At 63.8% G+C, this 14,640-nt stretch carries 16 protein-coding genes and 1 tRNA gene; 9 read left to right on the top strand and 8 right to left on the bottom strand.

Features of this window, described 5'->3' with window-relative positions:
• Window positions 1-92: 92 nt before the first annotated feature.
• From minC to minE, 3 genes are all read left to right on the top strand, one after another.
• Window positions 93-836, top strand: a complete 744-nt coding sequence (gene minC / locus MSIL_RS03220) for a septum site-determining protein MinC (protein WP_012589674.1) — start codon at window positions 93-95, stop codon at window positions 834-836.
• A gap of 99 nt (window positions 837-935) precedes the next feature.
• Window positions 936-1,751: a septum site-determining protein MinD gene (minD, locus tag MSIL_RS03225; protein WP_012589675.1), complete on the top strand. Its 816-nt coding sequence runs from the start codon at window positions 936-938 to the stop codon at window positions 1,749-1,751.
• Window positions 1,748-2,083, top strand: a complete 336-nt coding sequence (gene minE, locus MSIL_RS03230; RefSeq protein ID WP_012589676.1) for a cell division topological specificity factor MinE — start codon at window positions 1,748-1,750, stop codon at window positions 2,081-2,083. The genes minD and minE overlap by 4 nt, the downstream gene beginning before the upstream one ends.
• Window positions 2,084-2,319: 236 nt before the next feature.
• Here the strand turns inward: minE and MSIL_RS03235 are convergent.
• A tRNA-Leu gene (locus MSIL_RS03235) sits at window positions 2,320-2,404 on the bottom strand.
• 231 nt (window positions 2,405-2,635) lie between these two features.
• On the opposite strand from MSIL_RS03235, the gene MSIL_RS03240 reads away from it, so the two are divergent.
• Window positions 2,636-3,451: a hypothetical protein gene (locus tag MSIL_RS03240; RefSeq protein WP_012589677.1), complete on the top strand. Its 816-nt coding sequence runs from the start codon at window positions 2,636-2,638 to the stop codon at window positions 3,449-3,451.
• 28 nt (window positions 3,452-3,479) lie between these two features.
• Here MSIL_RS03240 and leuC read toward each other — a convergent pair whose 3' ends face one another.
• Window positions 3,480-4,886, bottom strand: coding sequence for a 3-isopropylmalate dehydratase large subunit (gene leuC / locus MSIL_RS03245; RefSeq protein ID WP_012589678.1), 1,407 nt, complete (start codon window positions 4,884-4,886; stop codon window positions 3,480-3,482).
• A 135-nt stretch (window positions 4,887-5,021) separates the two neighbouring features.
• On the opposite strand from leuC, the gene MSIL_RS03250 reads away from it, so the two are divergent.
• Complete coding sequence (locus tag MSIL_RS03250) at window positions 5,022-5,423, top strand: VOC family protein (protein ID WP_012589679.1); 402 nt, start codon at window positions 5,022-5,024, stop codon at window positions 5,421-5,423.
• Window positions 5,424-5,612: 189 nt separating this feature from the next.
• Here MSIL_RS03250 and rplS read toward each other — a convergent pair whose 3' ends face one another.
• Window positions 5,613-6,050, bottom strand: a complete 438-nt coding sequence (gene rplS, locus MSIL_RS03255) for a 50S ribosomal protein L19 (RefSeq protein WP_012589680.1) — start codon at window positions 6,048-6,050, stop codon at window positions 5,613-5,615.
• 124 nt (window positions 6,051-6,174) lie between these two features.
• Window positions 6,175-6,993 carry an alpha/beta hydrolase gene (locus MSIL_RS03260; protein ID WP_012589681.1) on the bottom strand — a complete coding sequence of 273 codons (819 nt, stop codon included), beginning with the start codon at window positions 6,991-6,993 and terminating at the stop codon, window positions 6,175-6,177.
• Window positions 6,994-7,145: 152 nt separating this feature from the next.
• On the opposite strand from MSIL_RS03260, the gene MSIL_RS03265 reads away from it, so the two are divergent.
• Window positions 7,146-8,339: a glycosyltransferase gene (locus MSIL_RS03265; RefSeq protein WP_187148698.1), complete on the top strand. Its 1,194-nt coding sequence runs from the start codon at window positions 7,146-7,148 to the stop codon at window positions 8,337-8,339.
• A gap of 287 nt (window positions 8,340-8,626) precedes the next feature.
• The gene (gene infC, locus MSIL_RS03270) at window positions 8,627-9,154 is read left to right on the top strand and encodes a translation initiation factor IF-3 (RefSeq protein ID WP_012589683.1); all 528 of its coding nucleotides are present in this window, start codon (window positions 8,627-8,629) and stop codon (window positions 9,152-9,154) included.
• 149 nt (window positions 9,155-9,303) lie between these two features.
• Here infC and MSIL_RS03275 read toward each other — a convergent pair whose 3' ends face one another.
• From MSIL_RS03275 to MSIL_RS03285, 3 genes are all read right to left on the bottom strand, one after another.
• A complete protein-coding gene (locus tag MSIL_RS03275) occupies window positions 9,304-9,843 on the bottom strand; it encodes an RNA pyrophosphohydrolase (protein ID WP_012589684.1) in 540 nt (179 codons plus the stop codon).
• A gap of 136 nt (window positions 9,844-9,979) precedes the next feature.
• A complete protein-coding gene (locus MSIL_RS03280) occupies window positions 9,980-11,323 on the bottom strand; it encodes a S41 family peptidase (RefSeq protein ID WP_012589685.1) in 1,344 nt (447 codons plus the stop codon).
• A complete protein-coding gene (locus tag MSIL_RS03285; protein ID WP_012589686.1) occupies window positions 11,320-12,693 on the bottom strand; it encodes a murein hydrolase activator EnvC family protein in 1,374 nt (457 codons plus the stop codon). The genes MSIL_RS03280 and MSIL_RS03285 overlap by 4 nt, the downstream gene beginning before the upstream one ends.
• A gap of 208 nt (window positions 12,694-12,901) precedes the next feature.
• Between MSIL_RS03285 and msrB the strand changes: the two genes are divergently transcribed.
• The gene (msrB, locus tag MSIL_RS03290) at window positions 12,902-13,387 is read left to right on the top strand and encodes a peptide-methionine (R)-S-oxide reductase MsrB (protein ID WP_012589687.1); all 486 of its coding nucleotides are present in this window, start codon (window positions 12,902-12,904) and stop codon (window positions 13,385-13,387) included.
• A gap of 32 nt (window positions 13,388-13,419) precedes the next feature.
• Entirely contained in the window at window positions 13,420-14,160 is a 741-nt protein-coding gene (gene msrA / locus MSIL_RS03295) for a peptide-methionine (S)-S-oxide reductase MsrA (RefSeq protein ID WP_012589688.1), read from the top strand.
• Here the strand turns inward: msrA and rlmH are convergent.
• Window positions 14,157-14,639: a 23S rRNA (pseudouridine(1915)-N(3))-methyltransferase RlmH gene (rlmH, locus tag MSIL_RS03300; RefSeq protein WP_012589689.1), complete on the bottom strand. Its 483-nt coding sequence runs from the start codon at window positions 14,637-14,639 to the stop codon at window positions 14,157-14,159. The genes msrA and rlmH overlap by 4 nt on opposite strands.
• Window position 14,640: the final 1 nt, after the last annotated feature.

Genomic DNA, 14,640 nt, shown 5'->3' on the forward strand with positions numbered 1-14,640 from the left:
CGCCAGAGCAAAGCCGGTATTCGCTCAATATTTAACGAGTCATTAACCAAGCGTTGCCTAAATTGAGACAGTTAGATTCTTAAGGGGCACACGTGACCGCCGCAGCCCGCCCACGTCATTCGATCCGCTTCCACAGCCGCTCGTTCCACGCGATGGCGCTTGCGCCGCAACCCCCGCTCGCCGATTGGCTGGCCGAATTCGACGCCTGGGCCGAGCGTTCTCCCGGCTTCTTCGTTGGACGTCCCATCGTGCTCGATCTCGCCGGCCTGCAATTGAGCAAGGACGAGGCGCTCGACCTCGTCAAAACCCTGTTCGAGCGCAACATCCAGATCATGGGGATCGAGCACGGCGATCCGTCGTGGCGCGAATTCGGCATGCCGCCGCCCTTCGTCAGCGGCGGCCGCTACGTCAATGAAACGCCGCGCGGCAATGTTGAGGCGATCGCGCGGATCATCGACCGCCCCGCGGTCGAGGAAGCCAAGGCGCCGGAACCGGCCGCGCCTGTCCGCGGGAATGCGCTTCTGATCGAGGCGCCATTGCGGTCCGGCCAATATATCGAGCATCTCGACGGCGACGTCATCGTCGTCGGCTCGGTCGCCTCGGGCGCTGAAATCGTCGCCGGCGGCTCGATCCATGTCTATGGCGCGCTGCGCGGCCGGGCGATCGCTGGCGCGGGCCATCCGAACGCGCGCATTTTCTGCCGCAAGCTCGAGGCCGAGCTTCTGGCGATCGACGGGCTCTACCTGACCGCCGACGACACAGACGCCGCCCTGCGCGGCAAGCCCGTGCAGGTCCGGCTCGACGGCGATTCCTTGATGATCACGGTTCAGGACTAGCGGGGCCGCCACAAACGGCCGCGTTTTTTTAATGGTTCACGCATGGTTTTCCGGCCCCACGCCCGGCCGGACGCCATGCCTAGCGGGGAGACAGCGCATATGGCCAAGGTTTTGGTCGTGACCTCAGGTAAAGGCGGCGTCGGCAAGACGACCTCCACGGCGGCTTTGGGCGTCGCCCTCGCCAAAAGCGGCAAAAACGTCGTCCTCGTCGATTTCGACGTCGGTCTGCGCAATCTCGACCTCGTCATGGGCGCCGAGCGCCGGGTCGTTTATGATTTCATCAATGTCGCGCAGGGCGACGCCAAGCTCAATCAGGCGCTGATCCGCGACAAGCGCATCGAAACCCTTTCGCTGCTTGCCGCCTCGCAGACGCGCGACAAGGACGCCCTGACCGACGAAGGCGTCGCCCGCGTCATTGCCGAGCTGCGTGAAAAATTCGACTGGATCGTTTGCGACAGCCCCGCCGGCATCGAGCGCGGCGCAACCCTCGCCATGCGCCACGCGGACGTCGCGATCGTCGTCACCAATCCGGAAGTTTCCTCGGTGCGCGATTCCGACCGCATCATCGGCCTGCTCGATTCCAAGACCGAGAAGGCCGAAAAGGGCGAGCGCATGGAGAAACATCTCCTGCTCACCCGATATGACGCGGCGCGGGCCGAGCGCGGCGAAATGCTGAAGGTTGACGACGTTCTCGAAATTCTGTCGATCCCGCTGATCGGCATCATTCCCGAAAGCGAAGAAGTGCTTCGCGCCTCCAATATTGGCGCGCCCGTCACGCTCAGCGCGACGCCCAACGCCGCGGCGCGAGCCTATTTCGACGCGGCGCGGCGGCTCAACGGCGAGACCCTGCAAATAGCGATGCCGAACGAAAAGAAAAGCTTCTTCGGCAAGATCTTCGGACGGAGGGCGGCATGAACTTCATGAGTTTCTTCAAGCGGCCGTCGACCGCGCCGGTCGCCAAGGACCGCCTCAAGCTGCTGCTCGCGCATGAGCGGGTGGCGATCGGCAATTCCGACGTCGTCGCCCTGTTGCGCGAGGAGATCGTCGCCGTCATCGCCAAACATTTCCCCGTCGAATCCAACGCCATAAAGGTGCGCATGGAAACCGGCGAGGCGATTTCAACGCTCGAAGTCGAGGTCGAAATCCCGACCCCGCTTTGCGTCAATGTGCGCCTCAACGCCAATGACGACGCTAAAAAAAAAGCCGAGCACCAGTCCCGGCCAATCGAGGCGGCGGCCGGGGGATGAAGCGCGCCAAACGGCGTAACCGCGCCCGGCAATTCGCCTAAGGGCGCGCCGCTTTCGACCCCGAACCCATGAGAAGAATCGCCGCTTGACGCGGCGATTTTGCGTTGTAGCGGCGCGAGAGCGCGCGATTGGTGCGGGGCATCTGCGCATGGGTCAAGGAACGACCGCCTGCGTTAAGACGCCAATCCGGGCGGGGTTTTCCCCCCTGACCGTCGGATTCCACCGACACGTCAAGGTGGTGCGGGTGGTCGGAATCGAACCGACACTCCTTGCGGAACCGGATTTTGAGTCCGGCGCGTCTACCAGTTCCACCACACCCGCAAAAGCAGCGGCTTTGCGCCGCCGCTTGTCCACGCCCGTTGCGTTAGCCGATTACGGCGAGCCCTGCAACCTTGCTTGCGCAGCGCTGGCTCTGGCGGGCCGCGCATAGCCCGTTTGGGTGCGTCTGCGCACAGATCGAGGGCGGCCGCCCGGTTCATTCTGCGCTCACAGCAAAGGGCGCCTGGCATTGAGGGGGCGCCAATCGATAGGCGGCGATAAGGAAACGCAGTCATGAAGAATGTTACGATCGTTGTCGCAACAACTTTCGCCCTCGTGACCACGGCAATGGCAGTCGAAATGGCGCGGCGCCAGTCCGCTCCGGAGCCGCAGGCAAAGGCGACCGCTGTCCTCGGCGCCGAGCAGGCGCCCCAGTCGGCCCCCTTGGCGGCTGATCCGCCCTCCGAAGTCGCGCCCGCAGTTTCACCGCCGGCGCCCACTGCCGTCGCTCAACCGTCCGGCGACGCCCTGCCCTCGCCCCTGCCGGCCTGGGCCAAGACCGCCGTCCCCGTCGAGCCCGCCTCCATGCGCGACGCATCGCCTCTGACCTCGGCTCCCGCGTCGCCGCAGCCGGCGAGCGCGGCGCCCATGAAAACGGCGGATGAAATCATCGCGGAAACAAAAGCTGCGATGGCGGCAAAGGCGGCGGCCGCCGCGCCCGTCTCGGCCCCCGAGCCGAAAACCCCCGCCGAGGGCGAAAAAGTCGCTCCCAGCGAACCAAAAACGGCCGTCGTAAAGCCCGTCATGGTCAAGCCGACGCCGGCAAAAGCCGCGACGGAGAAAGCGGAAAAGCCAAAGAGCGGGGACCCCGCGCGCCAAAGCGTCCGGCTCGCCAAGCGCGACGCCGAGCGCCAGTCAGAGCGCGACGTGGACGAAGCGCCGCGCGAACATCACCGTCCGCACGCGATCCGCACGGTGAGATGGCAAGGCGAGCCGGCCTATCGCCCCGCAGCTGCGCCGAACGCCTATAATTTTTCTGGCACGTTCGGCGGCTGCGCCTATCGCGGCTTTATCTCCAGCGCCGGCTATCGGGTTGAGAGCACCTGCTGACCGGACGTTCGCAAAACCCGGCGAAACGCTAACGCCAGGTGCGGATATCGACGAAATGGCCGGCGACGCCCGCAGCGGCGGCCATCGCCGGCGAGACCAGATGAGTGCGGCCCTTAAAACCCTGACGCCCTTCGAAATTGCGGTTCGAGGTCGAGGCGCAGCGCTCGCCCGGCTCCAGCCGGTCCGGGTTCATGGCGAGACACATCGAACAGCCCGGCTCGCGCCATTCAAAACCCGCCTCGCGGAACACGACGTCGAGGCCTTCGGCTTCCGCCTGCTGCTTCACGAGCCCGGATCCCGGCACGACCATTCCGTTGACATGCGCGGCGATATGCTTGCCGGCAAGGATTTTCGCGGCGGCGCGCAAATCCTCCAGCCTTCCATTGGTGCACGAGCCGATGAAGACGCGGTCGATCGAAATATCCGTGATCTTTTCGCCGCCCTTCAGCCCCATATAGTCGAGCGCGCGGGCGATTGAGACGCGCTTGGCCTCGCTCATCGCCGATTCGACGCGCGGCACTTCGCCGTTGATCGTCGCGACATCCTCGGGGCTGGTGCCCCAGGTGACGATCGGCGGCAGGCTCGCCGCATCGAGGCGCACTTCCTTGTCGAAATGGGCGCCCTCGTCGGAATGAAGCGTGCGCCAATGGGCGACCGCCTCGTCCCAGGCTTTTCCCTTCGGCGATTTCGGCCTGTCCTTCAGAAAGGCGAAGGTCTTGTCGTCGGGAGCGATCAGCCCGGCCCGCGCGCCGCCCTCAATGCTCATATTGCAGACCGTCATGCGGCCTTCCATCGACAGCGCCCGGATCGCCTCGCCGGCATATTCGATGACATGGCCGGTGCCGCCGGCCGTGCCGATCTCGCCGATAATCGCCAGCACGATATCCTTGGCGCTGACGCCTTCGGACGGCTGGCCGTCGACGATGACGCGCATATTCTTGGCCTTGCTCTGGATCAGCGTCTGGGTCGCGAGCACGTGCTCGACCTCCGAGGTGCCGATGCCATGGGCCAGCGCGCCAAAGGCGCCATGCGTCGAGGTATGGCTATCGCCGCAGACGATGGTCGCGCCGGGCAGCGTAAAACCCTGCTCCGGTCCGATGATGTGGACGACGCCCTGGCGCGGATCGAGTTCGTTGAAATATTCGACGCCGAACTCCCTGGCGTTGATCGCGAGCTGCTCGACCTGGGTGCGGCTCTCGTGATCCGCGATGCCCTTGCTGCGATCGGTCGTCGGCACATTATGATCGACGACGGCGAGCGTTTTCTGCGGCGCGCGCACCGTCCGGCCTGTCAGCCGCAGACCCTCGAAGGCCTGCGGGCTGGTCACTTCATGGACGAGGTGACGATCGATATAGAGAAGGCTCGAGCCATCGGCGGATTCATGCACCAGATGTTCGTCCCAAATCTTATCGTAGAGCGTACGCGGCTTGGTCATTTACAACTTCCGTGATGCGCCGGATGCGCGTTCTTCAAAAATCGTCGCGAAGCGGCAGTTCTTACTCGCAACGAGGCTCGCGGGGAAGTACCCTGCCCCCGGCCGTTTGGGCCTATATAGGAGCAAAGAGAGAAAATGCGCCCGCCGGTTGCGCCCTATCTGACGGTTTCGCCCGCCCTCGCGGCAATCGCCTATTACAGCGCGGTCTTCGGCGCGCAGCAAAAATCGATCATGCCGGCCTTCGACGGGCTGCGAATCATGCATTGTGAGCTTGCCATCAATGGCGGCTCGATCATGCTCGCCGACGCCTTTCCCGAACTCGGCCATACGCGCATGTCGGTCCCGGGCGAACTCGTCACCTCCTCTGTCAGCCTCGAATATGCGAGCGCGGATCAGGTCGATGAAATCTTCGCGAAGGCGACCTCGCTCGGCGGCAAGGTCGAAACGAGCCCAACCAAATCCTTTTGGGGGACTCGCTTTGCGACCTTTCGCGATCCGTTCGGCCATCGCTGGATCTTGAACGGACCGCTGAAGTAACCGGGGGCGCTCTGACGCGGCCGCGCTTAGAAAGCGTTTGTAAACCGTTCCCTCATCCTGAGCGAGCGAGCAAAGCTCGCGTCTCGAAGGACGCGTTAGGATGCGATGTCTAAGCCCTCATGGTTCGAGACGGCCCTGCGGGCCGCCTCATCATGAGAGCCTAGAAAAATCGAGCTTACAGGCGGTCTCTTACTCCGCGGGAGCGGCGTTCTTCTTGGCGGCCTTCGCTTCTTTTTTGGCCGCTTCGCGCGTGGCCTTGGCGGCGGGCGATTCCATCTTCTCGGCGATGCGGGCCGACTTGCCGCGGCGATCGCGCAGATAATAGAGCTTTGCGCGGCGGACCTTGCCGCGGCGCACGACCTTGATCGAGTCGATATTGGGCGAATAGATCGCGAATACGCGCTCGACGCCTTCGCCATAGGAAATCTTGCGGACGGTGAAGCTCTCGTTGAGGCCGCCGCCGTTGCGCGCGATACAGACGCCTTCATAGGCCTGCACGCGGGTGCGCTCGCCTTCCTTGACTTTGACGTTGACGATGACCGTATCGCCCGGCTGGAATTCCGGGATGGTCTTGCCGGCCAGCAGCTTGGCGGCCTGTTCGGCCTCGAGTTCCGCGATAATGTTCATTGAAGTCGAACCTGTCGTTCCGCCTGAATTTTTTCGGGCGAGCGTTTCGATACGCTGTTTTGAGTTGAGCGCGGTCCTTACACGAGGGAGGCGCGTTTGTCGAGAGAGGCGCGCGCCGCGCGTCCTATCCGCCTATCGCCTCCACCGCCGCCCCTATCCGCGCCAGATCCTGCGGCCGCGACAGCCGGTGGTCGCCGTCCTTGATCAGCGTCAATGTCACCGGGTCGCCATGCATATGCTCGACCAGGGCCAGCGCATGGCGCCAGGGCACGTCCTCATCCTGCATGCCCTGCAGAATATGCGTGGGGCAATAGCTGGCGATGGTGCCGCCGAACAAGAGATGGCCCCGCCCCTCTTCCAGCAAGGCCGCGCTGATCGGATAAGGCCCGTCGCCATAGCGGGACGGGCGCAGCCAGCGTCCCCGCGCCTTGAGTTCGGCCTTCTCAGCCTTGCTCATTTTCGCGAAAATCAGCGCCTCGGTGAAGTCGACGGCCGGCGCGATCAAAACCAGGCCATGCAGCCGAGCAACCTCTCCGCTGTCATGAAGCGCGCGGGCCAAAAGAAGCGCCAGCCATCCGCCCATCGAGGAACCGACGAGGACCTGCGGACCCGAAGTCAGCGACCTTAAGGCGGCAAGGCTCTCCTCGAGCCACAGGCCGATCGTTCCATCCTCGAAGCGCCCGCCCGATTCGCCGTGGCCGGAATAATCGAAGCGCAGGAAGGCGCTTCCCGCCGCGCGCGACGCCTGATGCAGATAGGCCGCCTTCTCGCCGCGCATGGTCGATCGGAAGCCGCCAAGCCAGACGATTCCCGGCTTTGCCGCCGGACGCGGCGGGACGCTCCGCAAAAAGGCGATGCGGCGTCCCTTTTCTCCGGTGCCGACGGTCAGAAACTCTGCGTCCGGCTCCCATGTCGAAGCAAATCCCGCCGCTTGCCCTTCCACCGCCCGGCCCGCCCGTCTATGCTCAATTGGCGAGATTTTTCAAGAATCTCTCGCAAAACTCGCTCGTTGTCTGAACGCAGTTCCTTTGGATGTCATCAGGCTCAAGCTCATATTTTCGTGACGGGACGGCGCATCCGCTCGCGGGCCGGAGCGTGCTCCAGATTGTGCCCGACCTCGATGACGGCGCGGCGGCGCGCACAACAATCGAGATCGCGGCGGCTCTGACCCTCGTTGGCGCGAACGCCTTTGTCGCCGCGCGGGGCGGCAGTCTCGTGAGCGAATTGCAGGCGCGCGGCGGACTGTTCGCGCCCCTTCCCGCAGACGCCAAAAACCCCCTCACGATGGCGATCAATGTGGAAAGGCTGGCGCGCCTTATCAAGGCGGAACGGATCGATCTCGTGCATGCGCGCTCACGCGCCTCAGCTTGGTCAGCCTATGCCGCAACCCGCATTCTGAAGACGCCCTTTGTGACAAGCTTTGAAAGCTCCTATGCCGTGGGCGGACCGCTCGCGCTGCGCTACAATTTCGTGATGACGCGCGGCGACGCGATCATCGCCGGTTCGGCCGAAGCGGCGCATGGCGCGGCGCATCTCAATCCGGCGGCGAAAGACAAAATTCATGTCATCCTCGGCGGCGTCGACTGCCGGGTCTTCTCGCCGAAATCGACGCCTCCGGCGCGGGTCCAGGCGGTCCGGCGGCTGTGGGGCGCCCCGCCCGACGCCAGGGTGGCGCTGATCGCGCTCGGCCCCAAGCCCGCCGGAGACTGCAAGGCGGCGCTGGACGCCATCCGAATGCTGGCCGAGCAAATCCGCGCCGAATCGTCTGACGCAGCCTTCGACGTCTCGAGCCTTCGGGTCATCATCGGCGCCGCCAGCGCCACCGCAACGGAGATCAAGGAGATCGACGCCATCGTCGCGGACTCCGGTTTGCAGGACATTGTGCAGCGGGGCGACATCGTTTCCGATCCGGCCGCCGCCTTGCTGGCCGCCTCGGTCATCATGGCACAGTCGAGCAATCCGGCGGCCTTCGCGAGCCTCGCTCTCGAGGCGCAGGCAATGGGAGCGCCGATCATCGCAACCACAGGGGGGGCGGCCGCCGAAACTCTGCTCGCCCCGCCGGAGGTCGAGCCCAGCGCGCGGACCGGCTGGCGCGCGCCGACCGGCGATCCGGGCGCGAGCGCCATAGCGCTGAGTGAGGCATTGAGCCTTGGCGCCACGGCGCGCGAACGGCTTTCGCTGCGCGGGCGCGCTCACGTCGAGCGGCGGTTCGCGATGGAGCTAATGTGGGAGCAGACGCTCGACGCCTATGCGGCGGGGCTCGACGCCGTCCGTAAGCCGACCAATTGACTGTTTTGCTTGAATAACGCGCAGTCAAAGCGAAGTCTCGACTTGAGCCGCATTGACTTTCCGCTGCAATCGCCCAATGTTTTCTTTGAGTCCATCGGCGCATGCAAACGCGTTCCGGCTGAATGGAATCATTTGCTCGACAAGAAATTGCTCCCTCATTCAAAAACGGGAGCATATTCCCGTCGATCAGATCGATTCCAACGGATAGCGATATGCTCTAGCGATGCGGAGCGCATGCGCGTGGATTCGTGCAATAACCATGAAGGGAGATAGCCATTCGCCGTCCGATGAAAGCGCCTCCGGTCCCGCAAAAGGACGGGCCACGCGTAAACCGTGATATCCGCGCTCGTGAAGTTCAATTGATTGACGCCGAAGGCCAGAATAGAGGCGTCGTCGATTCTCTCGAAGCTCTCCAGTCCGCTGAAGAAGCGGGCCTCGATCTCGTCGAGATCGTTCCGACGGCCAACCCGCCGGTCTGCAAAATCCTCGATTACGGCAAGTTCCGCTTTCTTGAGCAGAAGAAATCCGCCGAAGCCCGGAAGAAGCAGAAGATCGTCGAAATCAAGGAAATCAAGCTGCGTCCCGGCATTGACGAGCATGATTACGACACCAAGATGAAAGCTGTCCGCCGCTTCTTCGAGGAAGGCGACAAGGTCAAGGTGACGCTCCGCTTCCGCGGCCGCGAGATGGCCCATCAGGATCTTGGCTTCCGCCTGCTTGAGCGGGTCAAGAACGAGACGGTCACCATCGCCAAGGTCGAAGCCGAACCATCGATGGAAGGGCGCCAGATGGTCATGGTGCTCGCACCGAAATAAGCGTGGCCAGCCAGCGCTTCCGTTGCCGCAACGGGAAACAACGCCGGCATTTCAATCGCTTACGAAATTATTTTGAGATTTCGATAAAACCCTACGCGGACGGCTTCCGCCCTCGTCAGGATTGTCTTTGAAGCGAATCTGGCTCAGCGCTAACTGGAGCCGCGTCCGCCCTGCGCCGACGCTTCGACCGGCGCCGCCAGATGAGCGAAGTTTTCGACGACCCGCTCATAGACCCGGCGTTTGAAGGGAATGATCAGATCGACCAGCTGGTCGATCGGCGTCCAGCGCCAGGCGTCAAACTCCGGCCTCTGCCCGCCGGCCGGCGTCTCGATGTCGATCTCGCTTTCGTCGCCATCGAAGCGGAAGGCGAACCATTTCTGTCTCTGTCCGTGGAAGCGGCCCTTCCAGGATTTGCGCGAGAATTCATCCGGCAAATCATAGGTGTACCATTCCGGCGACTCGCTGAGGAGGGTCGCCGAAGCGACATTGGTTTCCTCGCGCAATTCGCGCAGCGCCGCCTGGAAGGGATCCTCGCCGGGATCGATGCCGCCTTGCGGCATCTGCCATTCATGCCCGATCCGGGGCTGTTCGAGCGGTTTCTTCGTCCGCCGACGGCCGACAAAAACAAGACCGTCACGGTTGAGGAGCATGATGCCGACGCACGGACGGTAATTGCCAAACTGCGTCACTTCGGACCTCACCGCTCTCCGCAATCGCGACATCGATCATGACACGCCCCGCGCGCCCTGTCTCGGGCCGCGCGATTCCATGTGATTGTGGCGCTGCCGCAGGCGAGCAGACCGCCTGCCTGACGACCCGCTGTTTCTAGTTCGGAACCTTTTCCGGCTCGGTGGCGGGCTGAGTCGGGGTCTTGCTCGAGGTTTTCGTCACGCCGCGCAGCATGTCTTCGGCGGCGATCAACTGCTTGTCGTCTTTCGGATTCGGCGGCACATAGGCTTGCGACCCGCCCTTCTCGTCATCGCCGTTCTTGAGATGGCCCTTGAGCGAGGCTTCGCCCTTGGTGTCGTCCTTGCCCTTCAGCTCATCGGGCACGTCCTGCAGCACGATCGTATCAGGATCGATGCCTTTGGCCTGAATCGAGCGTCCCGACGGCGTATAATAACGCGCCGTCGTCAAACGCACCGCGCCATTGTTCTGGCCGAGCGGAATGATGGTCTGCACCGACCCCTTGCCGAAGGAGCGCGTGCCGAGAATGGTGCCGCGCTTGTGATCCTGCAGCGCGCCGGCGACGATCTCGGACGCCGAGGCCGAACCGCCATTGATCAGCACGACCAGGGGCTTGCCTTTGGAAAGATCGCCCGGGTGCGCATTGTAGCGCATGGATTCATCGGCGTTGCGGCCTCGGGTCGAGACGATCTCGCCGCGGTCAAGGAACGCGTTCGAGACAGCGATCGACTGATCGAGCAAGCCGCCGGGATTGTTGCGGAGGTCGAGGATGTAGCCCTTGAATTTATCGGCCGGGATCTCGCTCTGGAACTTCTTGATGGCGGCTGCGACGCCCTCGCCCGTCTGCTCATTGAACTGGGTGATGCGGATATAGCCGATGTCGTCGCCTTCCTGATGCGAGCGAACCGACTTGATCTGGATCACCGCGCGGGTCAGCTTGATGTCCTGGGCGTCCTTGTTCGGCCCGCGCAGGACTTTCAGCGTCACCGGCGTGTTGGGCGCGCCGCGCATCTTGTCGACGGCCTGGTTCAGGGTCAGGCCCTGTACGTTTTCGCCGTCGATGGCGGTGATGATGTCGCCCGAGAGAATGCCGCCGCGCGAGGCCGGCGTGTCGTCGATCGGCGTCACCACCTTGATGAGGCCGTCCTCCTGAGTCACCTCAATGCCGAGGCCGCCGAATTCGCCGCGCGTCTGCACCTGCATGTCGCGGAAGCTTTTGGCGTCCATATAGCTCGAATGCGGATCGAGCGAGGTGAGCATCCCGTTGATCGCCGATTCGACCAGCTTCTGCTCGTCGGGCTTTTCAACATAGTCGGAGCGGATTTTCTCGAAAACGTCGCCGAACAGATTGAGATTGCGATAAGTATCGGACGCAGCCGCGCTTGCGACGCCGTCCGAGAACACTCTCGTCTGCGTGCCGACGGTCACGACTGACGCGCCGAGAACGGCGCCGAGCATGACAAGTGATACCTTCCGCATCATCCGCGAACCTTTTGCAACTCCGGCTTCGCCCACCATGGGCCCGGATCGATCGCCGCCCCGTCTTTTCGAAATTCTATGTAGAGAATGGGCTGCGCCGCGCCGATTGCAATGGCGGCAGCCGTCTTGGCGGACCCGTCGCCCATAACGGCGACAGGCTCCCCAGCCACCAGGAACTGACCCACGTTTACGTTGATCCGATCCATCCCCGCAAGAATAATATAATAGCCCTGCCCGGCATTGATGATCAAGACTTGTCCATAGCTACGGTAGGGCCCGGCGTAGGCGGCCCAGCCGTCGGCGGGCGAAACGACGATCGCATTGGCGCGCGTAGCAATGAGCATGCCCTTTTCAGTCCCGCCGAATCCGTCCGGCGCGCCGAAGCTGCGCTGCACCCCGCCCGCGACCGGCGTCGGCAGCATCCCTTTCGTATCCGCAAAGGCGCTGGCCGGCGCGAGCCGCGCCGGATCCTTGAACGGCGCCATGGCGATCTTGCGCTGGGCTTCGGGCGCCGCAGCCTGAGCAGCCTTCTGAGCCTCGTCGGCTTTGCGGGCTTCCTCCGCCGCGCGCCCCGCCGCAGCGACTTCGCTTTCCATCCGGGCGATCAGATCCTTGAGACTCGCCGCCTGTCTGGCGAGTTCGGCGGCGCGGACGTTCTCGGCGCTGAGCGCCTTCTCGGCGGCGGCGAGCGCGGCCTGGCGGGCGTCGATCAGGGCGGCGAGACGTTGGCGGTCAAGTCCGAGCTTGTTGACCTCATTGGCGAGAGAATCCCGTTCCGCGGCGATGGATTTGCGCAATTGCAGGAGGTCCGACAGATCGGAGGCGAGCGCCTCCGTCTCCGCCCGCATTTCCGGCAATACGGCGCCGAGCATCATCGACGCCCGCAGCGCGGCGAGCATATCGTCCGGGGCGACGAGCAGAGCCGGGGGAGGCTTGCGGCCCATGCGCTGCAGCGAGGCGAGCACTTCGGTGATGACGGAGCGACGGCTCGCGAGCGAGCGCCGGATCGCCTCCTCGCTGCCGGTCAAAGTGTCGAGCCTCTGCTCGGCCTCCGCGATGGCGCGCTCGCGATCGTCGATCTGACGCACGAGATCGACGAGAGCGGTCGTCAGCTTGGCGCGGTCTGTTCGGATCGAGGCGGCTTCGGATTCGATTTTCGCGCGCTGCTCCTCGGCCGCGCCAATCGTATCCTGCATGCCGCGCAGCTCGAGCCTGCGGCCGCTGAGCATGTCATAGGCGTCCCCGCCTGCGGGGGGATTTGGCGCGGCGGTCTGGGCGAACCCCACCGAGGCCGCCCCCGCCACGCAGCAGGCGAGCGCGAAACCGAACCGGTGGGGCGCGGCGGCTTTCGACTTCACCTGATCCTTCACCATGAAATGACAGCTTGAATCACAATCTCGAAAATATCTGAAGCATTTCTAAGACTTCGTCGGCTTTCGCAAATTAGGCGCGCCGCTCGCGAGCTTTTTTCGATTGCTGCTTAACGCCGGCGTCTTCACCTCAATGTGACTTTTCGCGGCGTAACGAAGCCCTCCGCCGCGCCGTAAGCGGCTATGTGGGTCTCAATAAGGAATCGCGTCCATGTTTACGAGGCGGACTGTCGGCGCTGGCGGAATCGCAGGAGTAGTTCTGGCGCTGTGGCGGGGCGCCGCCCGGGCCGAGGCGACGCGGCAATTTCCCGTCGCTTTTTCCGACGCCGAATGGCGCAAGCGCTTGACGCCGGAGCAATATGACGTGCTGCGGCGCAGCGGCACGGAGCGGCCGTTCTCCAGCGCTCTCAACGATGAACATCGTCGCGGCGTCTTCGCCTGCGCCGGCTGTCAGGCGCAGCTGTTCTCCTCGGCCGCCAAATTTGACAGCGGCACGGGATGGCCGAGTTTTTGGGAGCCGCTCGCCGGCAGCGTCGGCGTCGAAGCGGACCGGACTTTCGGAATGACGCGATCGGCGGTGCATTGCAACCAATGCGGCGGCCATCTCGGCCATGTCTTCAACGACGGTCCGAAGCCGACCGGCCTGCGCTACTGCATGAATGGCGCAGCGATGCGTTTTGACCCCATTGCGTCGTGACGGCGCAAACCTTCGCCGATCAGGAGATCGCTATGGCCCGACCGCATGAGATCGCTTTCCCAGCCGGCAAGCGCGCGCGCCGCTATCTGGCTCCATTGCTGCCTGCCGCGGCGATCATTGGCCTGGTTTCGCTTGGCGCGGCGCCTTCCTTCGCCATGGAGGGGAAGCAACTTCCCGCCCCGGCGATCGATGAACCCGCCTCGCAAGGCGCGACCGACACGGCCGTCCTTGCAGGCGGTTGCTTCTGGGGCGTGCAGGGCGTCTTCGAACATGTGAAGGGCGTGACGAGCGCAGTCTCCGGCTATGCCGGCGGCGGCATGGCGCAGGCTCATTACGCCGACGTCTCGACGGGCGCGACAGGACACGCCGAATCGGTGCGAATTACCTTCGATCCCGGCAAAATCAGCTATGGTCGCATCCTGCAGATCTTCTTTTCTGTCGCCCACGATCCGACGCAACACAACCGGCAGGGACCGGACGAAGGAACACAGTACCGCTCGGCGATATTTCCCATCAGCGCGGAGCAAGCGAAAATCGCCAAGGCCTATATCGCCCAGCTGAACAGCGCGCGTGTTCTCGAAGCGCCGGTCGCGACCACTATCGAGCCCTCGCGCCTCTTCTTTCCCGCCGAGCCCTATCATCAGGATTTCTTGGCGCGCAATCCGACCTACGGCTATATCGTCGTCAATGATCTGCCGAAGATCGAAAACCTGAAGCGGCTCTTTCCGAATGAGTATCGCGCCGATCCCGTGCTTGCGCCGGCGGAGCGTTAATCGCGATGGTACGGATGGCCGGCGAGAATCGTCATCGCGCGGTAAAGCTGTTCGGCCGCCATGATCCGCACGAGCTGATGCGGAAAAGTCATCCGGCCAAAGGAGACGATCGGCGAGGCCGCTTCAAGAATCTCTCCGCTAAGACCATCCGCGCCGCCAATGGCGAGGGTCAGAGCCGGCGCTCCCTCGTCGCGCGTTTTCCCGAGAAACGCGGAAAACTCCCGGCTTGAGACGAGCGCGCCGCTTTCATCAAGCGCCACCAGCCTGGCGCCCGGGCTGAGGCTCGCCAGAATTGTCTTGGCCTCGGCTGCTTTGCGTAGCGCCGGCTCTCGCGCCCGGCTCTCATCGAACTCGCGCAGCTCGACGCGCGGAAAGCCCAGGGCGCGTCCCGCCGCATTGGCGCGTTCGATATAGCGCTGCGACAGCTCCGTCTCCGGGCCGGCCTTGCAGCGGCCGACGCAAAGAAGGATCAGGCGCATC

This window comes from Methylocella silvestris BL2 (genome assembly GCF_000021745.1).
Classification (GTDB): domain Bacteria; phylum Pseudomonadota; class Alphaproteobacteria; order Rhizobiales; family Beijerinckiaceae; genus Methylocapsa; species Methylocapsa silvestris.